Source organism: Acinetobacter sp. LipI_19 (assembly GCF_058242925.1).
Genome location: NZ_JBZAYK010000001.1, coordinates 3,927,661 through 3,940,914, shown reverse-complemented (window position 1 = coordinate 3,940,914; position 13,254 = coordinate 3,927,661). Strand labels below are relative to the sequence as shown.

Genomic DNA, 13,254 nt, shown 5'->3' with positions numbered 1-13,254 from the left:
TCTAGTCATCGAGTGGTTTTTCTTATTGATCAATTGCCAATCTTCACTAAATCTTTTATCTTAATTATCACAATAATAATGAGTCAAACGATGAAAAACTCTCCTGCTGTATCCAATACTGTGTATTACAGCTTGATCATAGCGCAATTTATATTGCCTATCATTGCAGCAGTCATCGATATATACAGTACTGAACCCGAGTTAGAACTTCTGGATAAAACGCTTTACCAAGACCCGCAAGCTTGGGAATTGGGGGTTATGTCAGTTGCAGGCTTAATCATCCTCATCATCACATTTGGTTTATGTTTAAAAAAAGAATGGGCAAGAAAGGCTTATCTCTATACATTTTTCCCAATATTTCTGATTTATTTTATGCCCTTTATGCATTGGATTTATATGACCAGTTATGCAGCGATTTTTAACGATCTGGCCTTTGTTTGTTCTGGAATTTTATTGATGATTTTAGTGACTCCATCACTCTATCAACCTATTTTTGAACACGATTAATCATGTATAAAACGCTTGCTATCAGCATTGGCTTATATCTCTTTTTAGAGATTCTATGTCATGGTTTTGCATTTTTTGCAGGGAAAATAGTGAGTAAAGCGGATAAACAAAAGCTTAATCATCCTTTGCGCCTTGAATTTACACGGCAAACTTTTTATCGCACCATGTTACTGGTCAGCATTGTATTGATGAGCCATTTTTATACTGAAATTGCCTATTTTGAACAGAATGCTTGGATTCGTTTGACATTAAGTATCAGCATTATTTTACTCATTCTATTTATACTCTGGTGGCTAAATGCTTTTATTCTGCACCAAGTGGTTTTAAAGCAACAACAACAATCCGTCTCTCCAGTATTTAAACAGAAAATCAGCTATATCATGCTGCATCCTTTACAATTCAAAGCTTTATATATCAGCCCTGGCTATTTAAAAAGATCTGTTTGGATGAATCGATTACTCAGCGTTTTTGCTTTTATTCTCTTATTTATTGATATCCAAGTCCTGTTTAACGCTTAAATAAACAGATTATGTGAATGAACCTTCCATCGCGATGCCCAAACTCAGTGCGATGATGGTAAATAATCCTTTCATCAACAAAAGTAATCCTGCAAATATGCAAATGATCATGATGATTCTTTGCTTTTTGCTCAGGCTTTCACGTATCTGTAAATTGTATAGACTGTCAGCTTGTTTTTGCATGGATAAATGATCGGTGATGGTCTGAGAAATCTTATCTTCGATTGGGTTTAATGACGAACCATCGAGTACCTCTAAACAATAGTGTCCAACATCTAACTCACAATAAAACATCAGCATTGAAGCACGAGAAAAACCATTTTTACTTGCTCTTGCAGTACTTGGTGATAGCTTCACAATCTGCTGAAGATCTGTATTGGTGATTTGTGGATGAATCAATAGCATAGGTGCAAGTTTAAATAATGGACCCTCTTGCCAAATTGCATAGCCGCCCTTTTTGCTGATTTTAAAATTTTTAATTTTTTGATTTAAGACTAAGTCCAGCACTAAACGTGATCGAAACATAAGAAATAGGCTGTAGAAAGCCCTTATCAAACAAGCGATACCAAGGATTAGAGAAATCCAGCCTAAAATCAGCGTTCCATTCATATTGTTGTTTTCCACCTAAAGCAGCTTGTTAAAAACATCATTAATTGAAATCAATATTTATAATGATCACGCAAGCTTTACTTGCTTAAGCATTTGCGATTGTTATATTTTCAGATAAATTATCCACAACAACAATTATTTTTAAATCAATCATGCGTTTTTGGATTCTACTCTGTGTAATTGCCTTTACTGCTTATTTTGCGATACAACGCATGATGTTTCCGCAATTGAATCATAATTCTGCCATTGATCGTATCACGCATCCTTTAGATACCCGTTTACGTTATCGTATTGGCGAAGTAGATCCGCGTTTTCATGTCAGTAAACAGCAAGTACAAAATTTGGCACAACAAGCCACAGATATTTGGCATTTAGGAACCATGAAAAGTCTCTTTGTTTATGATGATCATGCCAAACTGACGATTAACTTAATTTATGACGAACGCCAAGCGGAATCTAGTGCCAGAAACCAAGAGTTGCGTATTTTGCAGAATACCCAAAAATATACCCAAGGCCAAAAGCAAAAAATTCAGCAACTTCATGCTGAGTTGGATCGTACCAATGATAAATTGGACCTCCAAAAAACCAATTATCAACGTAAAGTTGACCAGTATAATCAGCTGGTCAATACTCTTAATCAATCCCATCAAAATTTAGATGCCTCAGCAAGATTTCAGTTAGATCAGCAGAAAAATCAACTGATCATCGAGCAGAACCAACTCAAACAACAGTTAGATATTTATAATCAAAAAGTCTATGAATTAAATCACCAAGTTGAACAACTCAACACAGTCAATCAACAATACAATCAATCTGTGGATCACTTTAATAGTCGTTTCCAACCGCGCCAATTTGATAAAGGCGTATTCGATGGTAAAACCATTAATATCTATGAATTTGCATCAGACGAAGATTTACGTGTCACGATTGCACATGAGCTTGGGCATGCTTTGGGCTTAGCGCACAATAATGATCCTAAAGCACTCATGTACCCAATGATGAAAGAACAAGATTTGAAAAATTTTAGATTAACCACAGCGGATTTAGCCATGCTAAACTCAAGACAACGATAAGCAAAATTTAGCGATGATTATCAATTTTAAATCCATAATTTATTTATGTATTTAAATCAGTTTTATGCAAAATCATGTTATTGTGAACCCCTGAAGCAATAAATTGAGGAGATGACTGTGAGCTATTATCATATTATTTTAGAAGTAAATGATCATATCAGCACGATTGAGCAAACTCGTGATATTGAAATTTTTGATATTACTGAACTTCAACCTTATCTCCATTCCATTCTGCTGCCTTATTTCAACGAACAAATCATTGAACTAGAAGACGACAATGTCGAGTTTAAAGATGTTCTACACCTTGAAATTAAACAGACCTTATTGCCAATTCAACATTTAATTGAAGAAGAACAAAAACAGTTACCTAGCGATACCGATGTAACCATTACAGCCTATGAAATCTTTAATGATCGTGATCATACGCAGGATGTTACTGCCGTCATTTTAGATGTCCTAGAAGCGGTCAAAATTGACCCTTTCGCAATTGAATAATCCACATAAAAAAGGTCTGCTTATGCAGACCTTTTAAGTGAGATCAAACGTTTATTTCATCATATTCTTTGCAGCTTCATTTCTAAAAGCTTTTAAAATCTGTTGCCCTGCTCGACCTGTTGGACTCAATCCTAACTTCACTTGCTCTTGCTGAATAGCCTGACGCGTTTTATCGCCAATCAAGCCATCTGCATCGCCAATCGCATAGCCTTTTTTCAATAAGTAATTTTGAATTTCTCGGCGTTCTGTACGCGATGTTCCTGCATCGTCAGTTGGCCATGCGGTTTGAAAACCGCCCTTGCCTTGTAACCGATCAGACAAATGCGCAATTGCCAATGCATAACTTTCCGCTGCATTGTACGAATAAATTGCATCAAAGTTTTTAAACACTAAGAATGCTGGACCATTTGCACCCGCAGGCATCATTAAACCGGCCTGAGCGCCTTCCGATAAATTGCCTTGAATGATTGGAGTACCATCAACACGAGTAAAACCACGATTTACCCAAGTGCTCAACGATTTTTTATTACGACGACTTTCGCCACTTACAGAAGCGCCAGCTGGAATTTTTACTTCAAAGCCCCACGGCATTCCGGTTTGCCAGCCACGTTTTTTCAAAAAGTTTGCTGTTGATGCCAAAGCATCCGAAGTACTTGAAACCAAGTCGCGTCGACCATCACCATCAAAATCCACGGCCAATTCTTCATACGTTGAAGGCATAAATTGAGTATGACCAAATGCCCCTGCCCATGAACCTTTTAACTGTTCTTCGCGTAAATCACCTCGTTGTAAAATACGCATTGTGGCAAAGAATTCACCTCGGAAATAACCTTGTCGACGCCCTTCACAACTTAAAGTTCCCAAAGCTTGTAATAAAGGATATTTTCCTGAAATGTCACCAAAATTACTTTCCACGCCCCAAACAGCAACAACCGTTTCTGCTGGAACGCCGTACGCTGCTGAGACACGGTTTAAAACTTCACGATGCTGAGCCAGCATTTGACGGCCTTTTTCTACCCGCTCTTCATCGACCAAACCTGAAAGATAATCCCAAATCGGTGTTGAGAACTCAGGTTGATAATCCAGTTTGCTAATGACCGAATAATCAGGTGTTAGATTTTGCGTATAACGATCAAAGGTTGTCCCACTAACACCTGAACTGATTGCTTGCGAACGTAAATTTGCAATACAGCTTTGAAAATTAGAATTGGGTGTATAGCTTGTATTCGGTGTTGTTGTAATTGGTGAGCTAGATACAGCCTGACCGTTAATGATTAATTCAGCATTGGCATGCGATGCTGCCAACAAAACAGATCCACAAATCAAAGTTAAATGACGCATAATATCCACAAAAAGTTTTAAATTTAAATTATGTGAATACCATAGCAGTCTGTGAATAAAATGACAGATGTAAAAACGTAAATTTTGAATTCATTTTTTGATTTTAAATTCATAATACACAGTTCACTGTTTTGAATTTAAATATAGTTACCCACACCCTAGCAAACTGATCATTTTTTAAATTCAAAACTTTCGCACAATTTTTGAATTCAAAAAACATCATTATTTTAGCAACCTTAGATTTAAATTTAAAATTCCACTCAATCCCTTCAAAACTCGCTTAAGTGTTTATTTTTATCCACAATTTGGATTTTAGATTGATGAATTAAAACTTATCCACAGTCGTTATTTTCACTTCGAACAAGCAAAAGTTTAAATTTAAAGTTTTAAATTCAAAAACCACGCTCAAATTAATTTAAATGCAAAGTGGATAACTTTTTGGGTTTTGCTGTTAATACTTTTGAATTCAAATGTTTTAAACCCTTTAAATTTGAACTTTGAATTTAAATATAGATGCTTGTTTTTCTGTTTATTGAAGCTATTTTTTCATCATTCTTGTTTTTATAGCCCCAGAAAATGATCCATTTTTGGGTCATTGCTTAGCGATAAAATAGGGGGAGCGTCATGATACAGAACAGTAGAATAGAAAAAAGCGGGCAAGAGTTTGACCGCTTTTTTTACATACAAAATCAAGCTTAAATGTTCATATCTTCGCTTAATGACAATGGATTAGGTAAAATCTTCGCCAATTGACGACATAAAGTCGTTAATTCAGCAGCATCATTTGGCATCAGGGTGATATGACCAATTTTACGACCTTCACGTTCTGTTTTATTGTAAAGGTGTAAATGTGCACCTTTTAACGCTAAAACATCTTCGGATTTCGGATGTTGCCCAATGATATTTACCATCACTGTTGGTCGAACCACTTCGGTTGAACCGAGTGGTAAACCTGCCACTGCGCGAATGTGATTTTCAAATTGCGAACATACTGCGCCTTCAATTGACCAATGCCCAGAGTTATGCACACGTGGAGCCATCTCATTGGCATATAAGCCTTTTTCAGTCACAAACAATTCAAGTGTTAACACACCGACATAGTTCAAATGGTTTAACAAACGGGTGATGTATTCCTGCGCAACGGGCTGTAAATCAGCACTGTTTGGAGCAGGAACTATTGAATGCGAGAGAATACCATTGTGATGATGATTTTCAGCCAAAGGCCAAGTTTTTACATCACCATCAATACCACGCACCGCAATAATTGAAACTTCACGAGAAAAAATCACAAAACTTTCAGCGATTAATGATCCTGCTGGCCCCAACTCAGCCCATGCCTGATCAATTTGATCGACTGAACGCAGTACAAATTGACCTTTACCATCATAACCACCTGTCGCAGTTTTAAGTACGATTGGTAAGCCTAATTCACTCACTGCAAGCTTAAGCGTCTCCAATGAATCGACTGCTTTGTACGGCGCAACAGGAATTTCCAGCTCATCAAATAAAGCTTTTTCAGAAAGACGATGTTGTGCGATTGCTAAAGCTTGGCGTGGCGGATACAGATCTTTTTGCTTGGTTAATACATCAACATCAATCAATGGCGTATTTTCAAATTCCAAACTAAAAACATCTGCACTGGCAATAAAATCTTGTAACCCATTTTCAGCTTTAGTGCTAAAAACGTGTCCCAATATTGCAGATGGACAATCCGCATCAGCTTCAAAAAATGTGCATTGGATATTTAATGGGAGCGCAGCTTGCGCCATCATACGGCCGAGTTGACCACCACCAAAGATACCGATGGTTTTATTCATAACCTGTGTCCCGTTTTTAAGCTTGACCCGGAATATTTTTACTTGCCACTTTATCGGTTTGAGCGGCACGGAAATCTGCAACATTTTTTGCGATTTCAGGGCGAGTTAAACCTAAAATTTGAGCGGCCATGATTGCGGCATTGGTTGCACCCGCAGGGCCAATAGCTAATGTGCCAACTGCAATACCTGCAGGCATTTGTACGATAGACAACAATGAATCAACGCCATTTAAAATTGAAGATTTCACAGGAACACCCAGCACAGGCAAATCTGTTTTTGCTGCACACATTCCTGGCAAATGCGCTGCACCACCTGCACCAGCAATAATCACCTGAATACCACGTTCACGTGCTGTTTCAGCATATTCAAATAAGCGGTCTGGCGTACGATGCGCAGAAACTACTTCGGCTTCAAAAGGAACACCAAGCTGTTTCAGCATATTGGCAGTGTTTTCGAGAGTTGCCCAGTCTGATTGAGAACCCATAATAATTCCAACGAGAGGAGCGTCTTGTACAGCGGCCGCATTCATTGCATATATTCCATAAACGAATGTAAGGAAGTTTAAATACTGGTGATCAGTGTTTAAATGAATATCAAGAAGCGCACTATTATAGACTGATTTTTCATCTCACGAAAATTTAACAGACGTAGGAAGTCAATTTTTTTTTAGGGAACAACCTAAAAGCCGTTTGATTTGAGAATTAATATGATCTCGAAGATATAAACAGCAGAAAAATTGCTAAAGATTTGGACATAATATGAATATGCTGTCTGAGTGTAATCCTTTTTAATTCATAACATCATAGCTGATCTATTGGCTTCTAAACACAAAAAACACACAGCCCATCAAACATAAACCCGCCCATAAATAATCTAATTTAAATGGTTGTTTAAACAAGAAAATCATAAATGGAACAAACACCAACAGTGTCACCACTTCTTGGGTGATTTTCATTTGCCCCAACGACCAACCATGTTGCGCCAATAGACGTGTTGCAGGAATCATAAAGCTGTATTCAAGTAAGGCAATGATCCAACCAAACAAGATCGCTTGCCACAGAGGTGCGTCATGCAAGAACTTTAAATGCCCATACCAAGCCAAGGTCATAAAACAGTTGGAGATAATTAGTAATAAAAGGGGGAGAGATAAAGCCATATTGATACCAATTAAATTATCAAAATATATTTTTGAACATTCAATGTCTGAACATTAAAGCACTAAGGTAATTTTTTACGTTTTTTGAAATAATAAATGAGCGAGCCTATTTCCAAAGTACCAAGCAACAATACAGTATCTAATACTTGTTTCAATAGCGATTGATCATCATAAAATCAGCTCAATATGCCAATTAAAGCAACCCAAATGAGATGAAAAATTAATCCATTTTTTAATTTGTGATCTTTTGATTCTTTTGTATTGAGGTATCCCATCCAAATGAACGCAAAATATTGGAAGAAGATTAAAATTACAGCTGCGACCATTAAAGGTATGGATATTATTTTTGCAATGCCTGCTATCAAAGCAGAAACAATAATCAAAAAAATAAAATAAGCGATATTTTTAATCAGCAGAAAGATAAAATCATGTATATCCATTTTTAATAGATAATTCAGAGTATTCAATCGATATTAGCATTGCTAGAAGAATAAAAATACCAAGTGAGAGTTCATTATTTTCAATAAAAACCCACCTTTAAAATCGTAACAAGAAAAACTATCTTTTCGCCTTAACCCTTGCTATCGTTGCTTTCAAATCAAATGAAACGGCTACACCACAACAACAAAGTGATGTGTCTATAAAAGCACTGGAGTTAACACGAATGCATCTGCATATTTTGGGTATTTGCGGCACCTTTATGGGTTCCTTGGCGCTATTAGCGCGTGATTTAGGGCATAAGGTCACCGGTTCAGATGCGAACGTTTATCCACCGATGTCGACCCAACTCGAAAATGCTGGCATTACCTTAATGCAAGGCTATGACCGTAGTCATTTACAACCACATCCAGATCTTGTCATTGTAGGCAATGCAATGAAGCGTGGTATAGATGCAGTGGAATATATGCTCAATGAAGGCTTAGCATATATTTCAGGTCCACAATTCCTTGCTGACCATGTCTTACAAGGCAAACATGTACTTGGTGTTGCAGGTACCCATGGTAAAACCACCACAACAACAATGCTAGCTTGGGTACTCGATCAAGCAGGTTTAAATCCTGGCTTTTTAATTGGTGGTGTACCTTTAGGCTTTAGTGAAAGCGCACGTTTAGGTGGTGGAAAATACTTCTGTGTAGAAGCAGATGAATATGACTCTGCTTTTTTTGATAAACGCTCTAAGTTCGTACATTACCATCCAAAAACTGCAATTTTAAATAACCTTGAATTTGACCATGCCGATATTTTTGATGATCTAGCAGCGATTCAAAAACAGTTCCATCATTTGGTCCGTACCATTCCAAGTGAAGGTCGTATTATTGCCCCGATCACTGAAACCAATATTGATGAAGTATTGCAAATGGGTTGTTGGACACCTGTAGTACGTACGTCACTTGACGCCAATAACAGCGCTGAAGTTTATGCTGAACAACTTTCTGCGGATGGTTCACATTTTAAAGTACTTCAACACGGCGTAATTAAAGGTGAAGTGAAGTGGAATATGACAGGACAACACAGTGTTGCCAATGCTTTAGCAACCATTGCAGCAGCTGAACATGTCGGTGTTTCAATTGAAACAGCATGTGAAGCCTTATCGAATTTTGGTGGGGTTAAACGTCGAATGGAATTACTTGATACGGTAAATGGTATTGAAGTATATGATGACTTTGCCCATCACCCAACTGCGATTGATACAACACTTGAAGGTGCACGTAAACGTTTAGGTGAGCGTAAGCTTTGGGCGATTATTGAACCTCGTTCAAATACCATGCGTATGGGCAGTCATAAAGATGGCTTGGCACATTCTGCACGTCTTGCAGATGAAGTGATGTGGTATCAACCTGAAGGTCTGGACTGGGATTTAAAACCTGTCATTGACGCTGCAACCAATAATGCCATTGTGGCTCGTACACTGGATGACATTATCAGTACTATTGTTACACAAGCAGGTGAGGGCGATGCTGTGGTGATTATGTCCAATGGTGGTTTTGGTGGATTACATCAAAAATTGATTGCAGCTTTAAAAGCAAAATAAGTCGAAATAAAGTGTAGAAAACCCACAAAATTTTGTGGGTTTTCTTATTGATTTACTGAAGGTGTCCTTTCAATAAATTTAAAATCCTTAAGCTTGACCCACCCTTCAACTAGATCATCTTCTATATTTTGATCTGGATCATTAAATACCACATAAACCCAGTCTTGTTTTTTTCTGTCTTTATAGATTGAATAAGCCGTAACATTATCATTTTGAAGCACAAAAGTATCATTCATCTTACAGATGTTTTTGGGCGCTGAATAAAAATAAATACGATGTTTAGATTTGCCTAACAACTCCCAACGGGGCTGTATTTCTTGCTCTTTTTTATAGCTTTGCAAATTTAATTCAAAACAACTCATTGCTAAACTGAACGATGAACTGCTCAATAACAATACAGTGATTATCATTTTTTTAAACATGTTTAATCTTCTAACCGAATATGAATCTGAACGGCCCAATGAGCATTGGGCACACAATACAGCTAAGCTTTCACATCAACAAAACTTTTATCACGTTTAAACATGACTTCGACATAGGAACAAGTTGGTACAATTTTAAGCTTCTTTTCACGTGCAAATTCAACCAAAGTATCCAACAACTGACGCGCAATTCCTTGACCACGCAAGGAGTCATCTACCCAGGTATGGTTCGCAATGATCTCATGCTCACCATGCCATAAATAACTGATCTCAGCAATTCGCTTACCTTGTTCATTATCGAAGTAAAATTCACCTTTTTGTTGATTATCTACATGTTGGAATTGCATATATTTTTCTCATGGATGTTCTAAACACTATTCCACTGTAGCAAAGCAAACTTAAGATTTCAAAACATCCTGAATCGATTGATCTTTATCAAACACTGATTTTGAAAAAGGGCAGAGTGGAATAATTTTTACATTCTTTGAGCGTGCCATTTCTACAACTTGATCTAATAATTTTCGACCTACACTTTGACCACGCAATTCATCTTCTACAACTGTATGATCAATAATCAACATATTTTCACCCGCCCATGTGTACGCCATTTCAGCCAAATGGTGACCTTCTTCACCAATATAAAATTCACCTTTTTTACCATCATCTTTATGTCTGATTTCTAACATTTTATTTACTCTTATATACGTTTAAATTTATAGGCCTATTCAAAATGCCATAACTATATTTGAATTATTGTTAAATTTTGTCTGACAGTTCTATTTTTTATACAACAAACTTAGCTTAACTTTATCCACAATTCAGCCTAAAATTTAGCGCTAACCTCTTTTAATATTGACCATGTCTGCCTTATCTCCCCAAACTTCAACACCACAATCTGCCCCCAGTGAATCCCAGCAATGGATCAGTGTGATTAGCCTTGCTTTTGCAGCATTTATTTTCAATACCACAGAATTCGTTCCTGTTGCTTTACTGAGTGACATTGGAAAAAGCTTTGCGATGCCTGCAACTGATGTTGGTATCATGATTACTCTATATGCATGGGTCGTTGCACCCATTTCATTGCCGATCATGTTATTGACCAAAAATATTGAACGACGGTTTTTACTGATCATCTTGTTTATGGTCTTTGTGGCCAGTCATGCATTATCTTATTTTGCATGGAGTTTCGATGTACTCCTGATCAGTCGAATTGGTATCGCATTTTCTCATGCTTTATTTTGGTCAATCACAGCATCACTGGCAGTACGAGTCGCCCCCAAAGGTAAGGAATTTCAAGCTTTGGGGCTATTGGCCACAGGTACAGCATTGGCGATGGTTTTAGGTATTCCATTTGGACGAATGATTGGTGAATCTTATGGTTGGCGTAATACTTTCGCTTTGATTGCAATGGGTGCAGCTATAGTTTGCGTCATCTTAGCCAAAACATTGCCACGCTTACCAAGCGTCAATTCAGGTTCTCTGAGTAGTTTAAAGGTATTTTTAAAACGCCCAAGCCTAATGATTGTTTTTGCTCTGACCATTATTGTGATTACCGCGCAATTTACCGCATACAGTTATATTGAACCTTTTGCTCTGAATGTTGCGCATTTTAGCTCGACACAGACTACAACCTTATTATTAATCTATGGCGCAGCGGGTTTCTTTGGCTCTTATTTATTTGGTAAATTTGCCAAAAAATATCCAAAATTTCCAATACCATTAAGTAGTGCTGTATTGGCTGTTTCGATGTTATTGTTGACTTCACTGAGCACTGATTTTACCAACTTTAGTCTACTGAGTTTATTTTGGGGTATGGCAATTATTTGCTTTAGCTTAGCTCAACAAGCTAAAACCTTGGCTTTAGCTTCTGATGCAACTGATGTCGCAATGGCGATTTATTCAGGGCTCTATAATGTGGGCATTGGGGGAGGTGCTTTGCTGGGTGGCATAGTGACTACCAATTATGGGCTCAATCATATTGGCATCGTTGGCGGTATGATTGCTGTTCTTGGGACCCTGTTAGCTTTAGTGCTTGTACAACGTAAAGATTTTATTCAAAAAAATAGGGTCTGTTGACAATTCGTCTACGTTTGCGACTACGTGTGTTTTTTAGGCGATACTAGGCGCGAAATACGAAATTTAGTCATTCTAAATAATGAGAAACATCGTTTCGCAAGGTAACACGTAGCGGCAAAAAACACACTAGTCCCGAAGGGTTGTGGTTAAAATTATCTCAGCCTTCGTTATGAAACTCGAAAATAGACCCACTATTCTCTTCGTTTAATGCCTTGCCTGCTCAATTTTAACCTACAACGCAAGCCATTTATGAAATGCCAACAGACCCTAAATATCTTTTTACAAGATTTAAAGTGACATGCTGAGTTAAAAACTTTAACTTACATTAAAGTACTTTGATAAAACAATGATCATCAATGCAACCCATCATTTTATTTAAATTATTAACCACCACGCTGCATCGGCAGTGTGGTCGTATACATTTAAAATAAAATGTAGAAACCAACCCTGCCAATGAGCGGGGTTATTTTTTGCTCCGTGATTTGGTCAATATTTACGGAGAAACTCATGTCTGAGTATCACAATAAACAAGCCTTACTCGTTATTGATCTACAAAATGGCCTATTTCATGCACAGCATCCTCCATTTCAAGCTGATCAATTGTTGAAAAACATCAATCAGCTCATTGAATATGCGCGTGTTAAACACATTCCGATTTTTGCGATTCGTCATGTTGGTCTAGCAGACACAGGACTCGCCCCAAATAGTCCAATGACTCAACTGATCGCTGAATTAAATATTGATCCTAATACAGATTACATCTTAGAAAAAACACGGCCAAATTGCTTTTTCCAAACAGATTTAGCACAACAATTAGAGTCGTTAAATGTTGAAGAAGTGATCATCTGTGGTTTAAAAACTGAATTTTGTATCGATAGCACAAGTCGTGCGGCAAAAGACTTAAATTATAAAGTGATATTAATTTCAGATGCGCATAGCACAATCGATTCAAAGGTTCTCAATGCTGACCGTATTATTCAGCATCATAATTCAACACTTAATCCAGCTTTTGTTGCGCTAAAAACCAGCGCTGAATTTTGTACATAAAATAAACTACATAAAAATACATTCAAAATTTGCACATTTTTAATAAATATGCGATTCTCACTAGAGATTAAGAAATGAAAGATTTCTTACACAGTATATTGAACAAGGGGAGTAGCCTCCTTTAATCAGAATATCGTCATTACGCTTTGAAAAAAGCCGGT

General features: G+C 37.2%; 15 protein-coding genes. 7 read left to right on the top strand and 8 right to left on the bottom strand.

Features of this window, described 5'->3' with window-relative positions:
• Nucleotides 1–90: 90 nt before the first annotated feature.
• Both AC4CVF_RS18920 and AC4CVF_RS18915 read left to right on the top strand, forming a co-directional pair.
• Entirely contained in the window at nucleotides 91–507 is a 417-nt protein-coding gene (locus tag AC4CVF_RS18920; RefSeq protein WP_336954598.1) for a hypothetical protein, read from the top strand.
• A gap of 2 nt (nucleotides 508–509) precedes the next feature.
• Complete coding sequence (locus AC4CVF_RS18915; RefSeq protein WP_490789817.1) at nucleotides 510–1,025, top strand: hypothetical protein; 516 nt, start codon at nucleotides 510–512, stop codon at nucleotides 1,023–1,025.
• 9 nt (nucleotides 1,026–1,034) lie between these two features.
• Here the strand turns inward: AC4CVF_RS18915 and AC4CVF_RS18910 are convergent, their stop codons facing one another.
• Nucleotides 1,035–1,550 (bottom strand): hypothetical protein, encoded by a 516-nt coding sequence (locus AC4CVF_RS18910; protein ID WP_419819805.1) that lies wholly within the window; start codon nucleotides 1,548–1,550, stop codon nucleotides 1,035–1,037.
• Between the two features lie 236 nt (nucleotides 1,551–1,786).
• Here AC4CVF_RS18910 and AC4CVF_RS18905 point away from each other — a divergent pair, with 236 nt between their 5' ends.
• Together AC4CVF_RS18905 and AC4CVF_RS18900 are read left to right on the top strand one after the other, a co-directional pair.
• Entirely contained in the window at nucleotides 1,787–2,707 is a 921-nt protein-coding gene (locus AC4CVF_RS18905) for a matrixin family metalloprotease (RefSeq protein ID WP_490789816.1), read from the top strand.
• 111 nt (nucleotides 2,708–2,818) lie between these two features.
• Nucleotides 2,819–3,202, top strand: a complete 384-nt coding sequence (locus AC4CVF_RS18900) for a hypothetical protein (protein WP_154130490.1) — start codon at nucleotides 2,819–2,821, stop codon at nucleotides 3,200–3,202.
• A gap of 51 nt (nucleotides 3,203–3,253) precedes the next feature.
• Here AC4CVF_RS18900 and AC4CVF_RS18895 read toward each other — a convergent pair whose 3' ends face one another.
• The 4 genes from AC4CVF_RS18895 to AC4CVF_RS18880 all read right to left on the bottom strand — a co-directional run bounded on the left by AC4CVF_RS18895 (nucleotide 3,254) and on the right by AC4CVF_RS18880 (nucleotide 7,516).
• Nucleotides 3,254–4,543, bottom strand: coding sequence for a lytic murein transglycosylase (locus tag AC4CVF_RS18895; RefSeq protein WP_336954602.1), 1,290 nt, complete (start codon nucleotides 4,541–4,543; stop codon nucleotides 3,254–3,256).
• A gap of 695 nt (nucleotides 4,544–5,238) precedes the next feature.
• Complete coding sequence (locus tag AC4CVF_RS18890) at nucleotides 5,239–6,360, bottom strand: 5-(carboxyamino)imidazole ribonucleotide synthase (protein WP_004718994.1); 1,122 nt, start codon at nucleotides 6,358–6,360, stop codon at nucleotides 5,239–5,241.
• 16 nt (nucleotides 6,361–6,376) lie between these two features.
• On the bottom strand, nucleotides 6,377–6,889 hold the full coding sequence (gene purE / locus AC4CVF_RS18885) for a 5-(carboxyamino)imidazole ribonucleotide mutase (protein WP_004718991.1): 513 nt from the start codon (nucleotides 6,887–6,889) through the stop codon (nucleotides 6,377–6,379).
• A 282-nt stretch (nucleotides 6,890–7,171) separates the two neighbouring features.
• Nucleotides 7,172–7,516 carry a DMT family protein gene (locus AC4CVF_RS18880; RefSeq protein WP_034613299.1) on the bottom strand — a complete coding sequence of 115 codons (345 nt, stop codon included), beginning with the start codon at nucleotides 7,514–7,516 and terminating at the stop codon, nucleotides 7,172–7,174.
• A gap of 664 nt (nucleotides 7,517–8,180) precedes the next feature.
• Here AC4CVF_RS18880 and mpl point away from each other — a divergent pair.
• A complete protein-coding gene (gene mpl / locus AC4CVF_RS18875) occupies nucleotides 8,181–9,548 on the top strand; it encodes a UDP-N-acetylmuramate:L-alanyl-gamma-D-glutamyl-meso-diaminopimelate ligase (RefSeq protein ID WP_490789815.1) in 1,368 nt (455 codons plus the stop codon).
• A 44-nt stretch (nucleotides 9,549–9,592) separates the two neighbouring features.
• On the opposite strand, the gene AC4CVF_RS18870 is transcribed toward mpl, so the two are convergent.
• The 3 genes from AC4CVF_RS18870 to AC4CVF_RS18860 form a co-directional block, all read right to left on the bottom strand.
• Nucleotides 9,593–9,970 carry a hypothetical protein gene (locus AC4CVF_RS18870; RefSeq protein ID WP_419819801.1) on the bottom strand — a complete coding sequence of 126 codons (378 nt, stop codon included), beginning with the start codon at nucleotides 9,968–9,970 and terminating at the stop codon, nucleotides 9,593–9,595.
• Nucleotides 9,971–10,032: 62 nt separating this feature from the next.
• A complete protein-coding gene (locus tag AC4CVF_RS18865) occupies nucleotides 10,033–10,317 on the bottom strand; it encodes a GNAT family N-acetyltransferase (protein WP_419819800.1) in 285 nt (94 codons plus the stop codon).
• 51 nt (nucleotides 10,318–10,368) lie between these two features.
• Nucleotides 10,369–10,656, bottom strand: coding sequence for a GNAT family N-acetyltransferase (locus tag AC4CVF_RS18860; RefSeq protein ID WP_336954609.1), 288 nt, complete (start codon nucleotides 10,654–10,656; stop codon nucleotides 10,369–10,371).
• 172 nt (nucleotides 10,657–10,828) lie between these two features.
• On the opposite strand from AC4CVF_RS18860, the gene AC4CVF_RS18855 reads away from it, so the two are divergent.
• Entirely contained in the window at nucleotides 10,829–12,046 is a 1,218-nt protein-coding gene (locus AC4CVF_RS18855; RefSeq protein WP_419819799.1) for a sugar transporter, read from the top strand.
• Nucleotides 12,047–12,553: 507 nt separating this feature from the next.
• Nucleotides 12,554–13,093, top strand: coding sequence for a cysteine hydrolase family protein (locus AC4CVF_RS18850; protein ID WP_336954612.1), 540 nt, complete (start codon nucleotides 12,554–12,556; stop codon nucleotides 13,091–13,093).
• The last annotated feature ends 161 nt before the right edge of the window (nucleotides 13,094–13,254 follow it).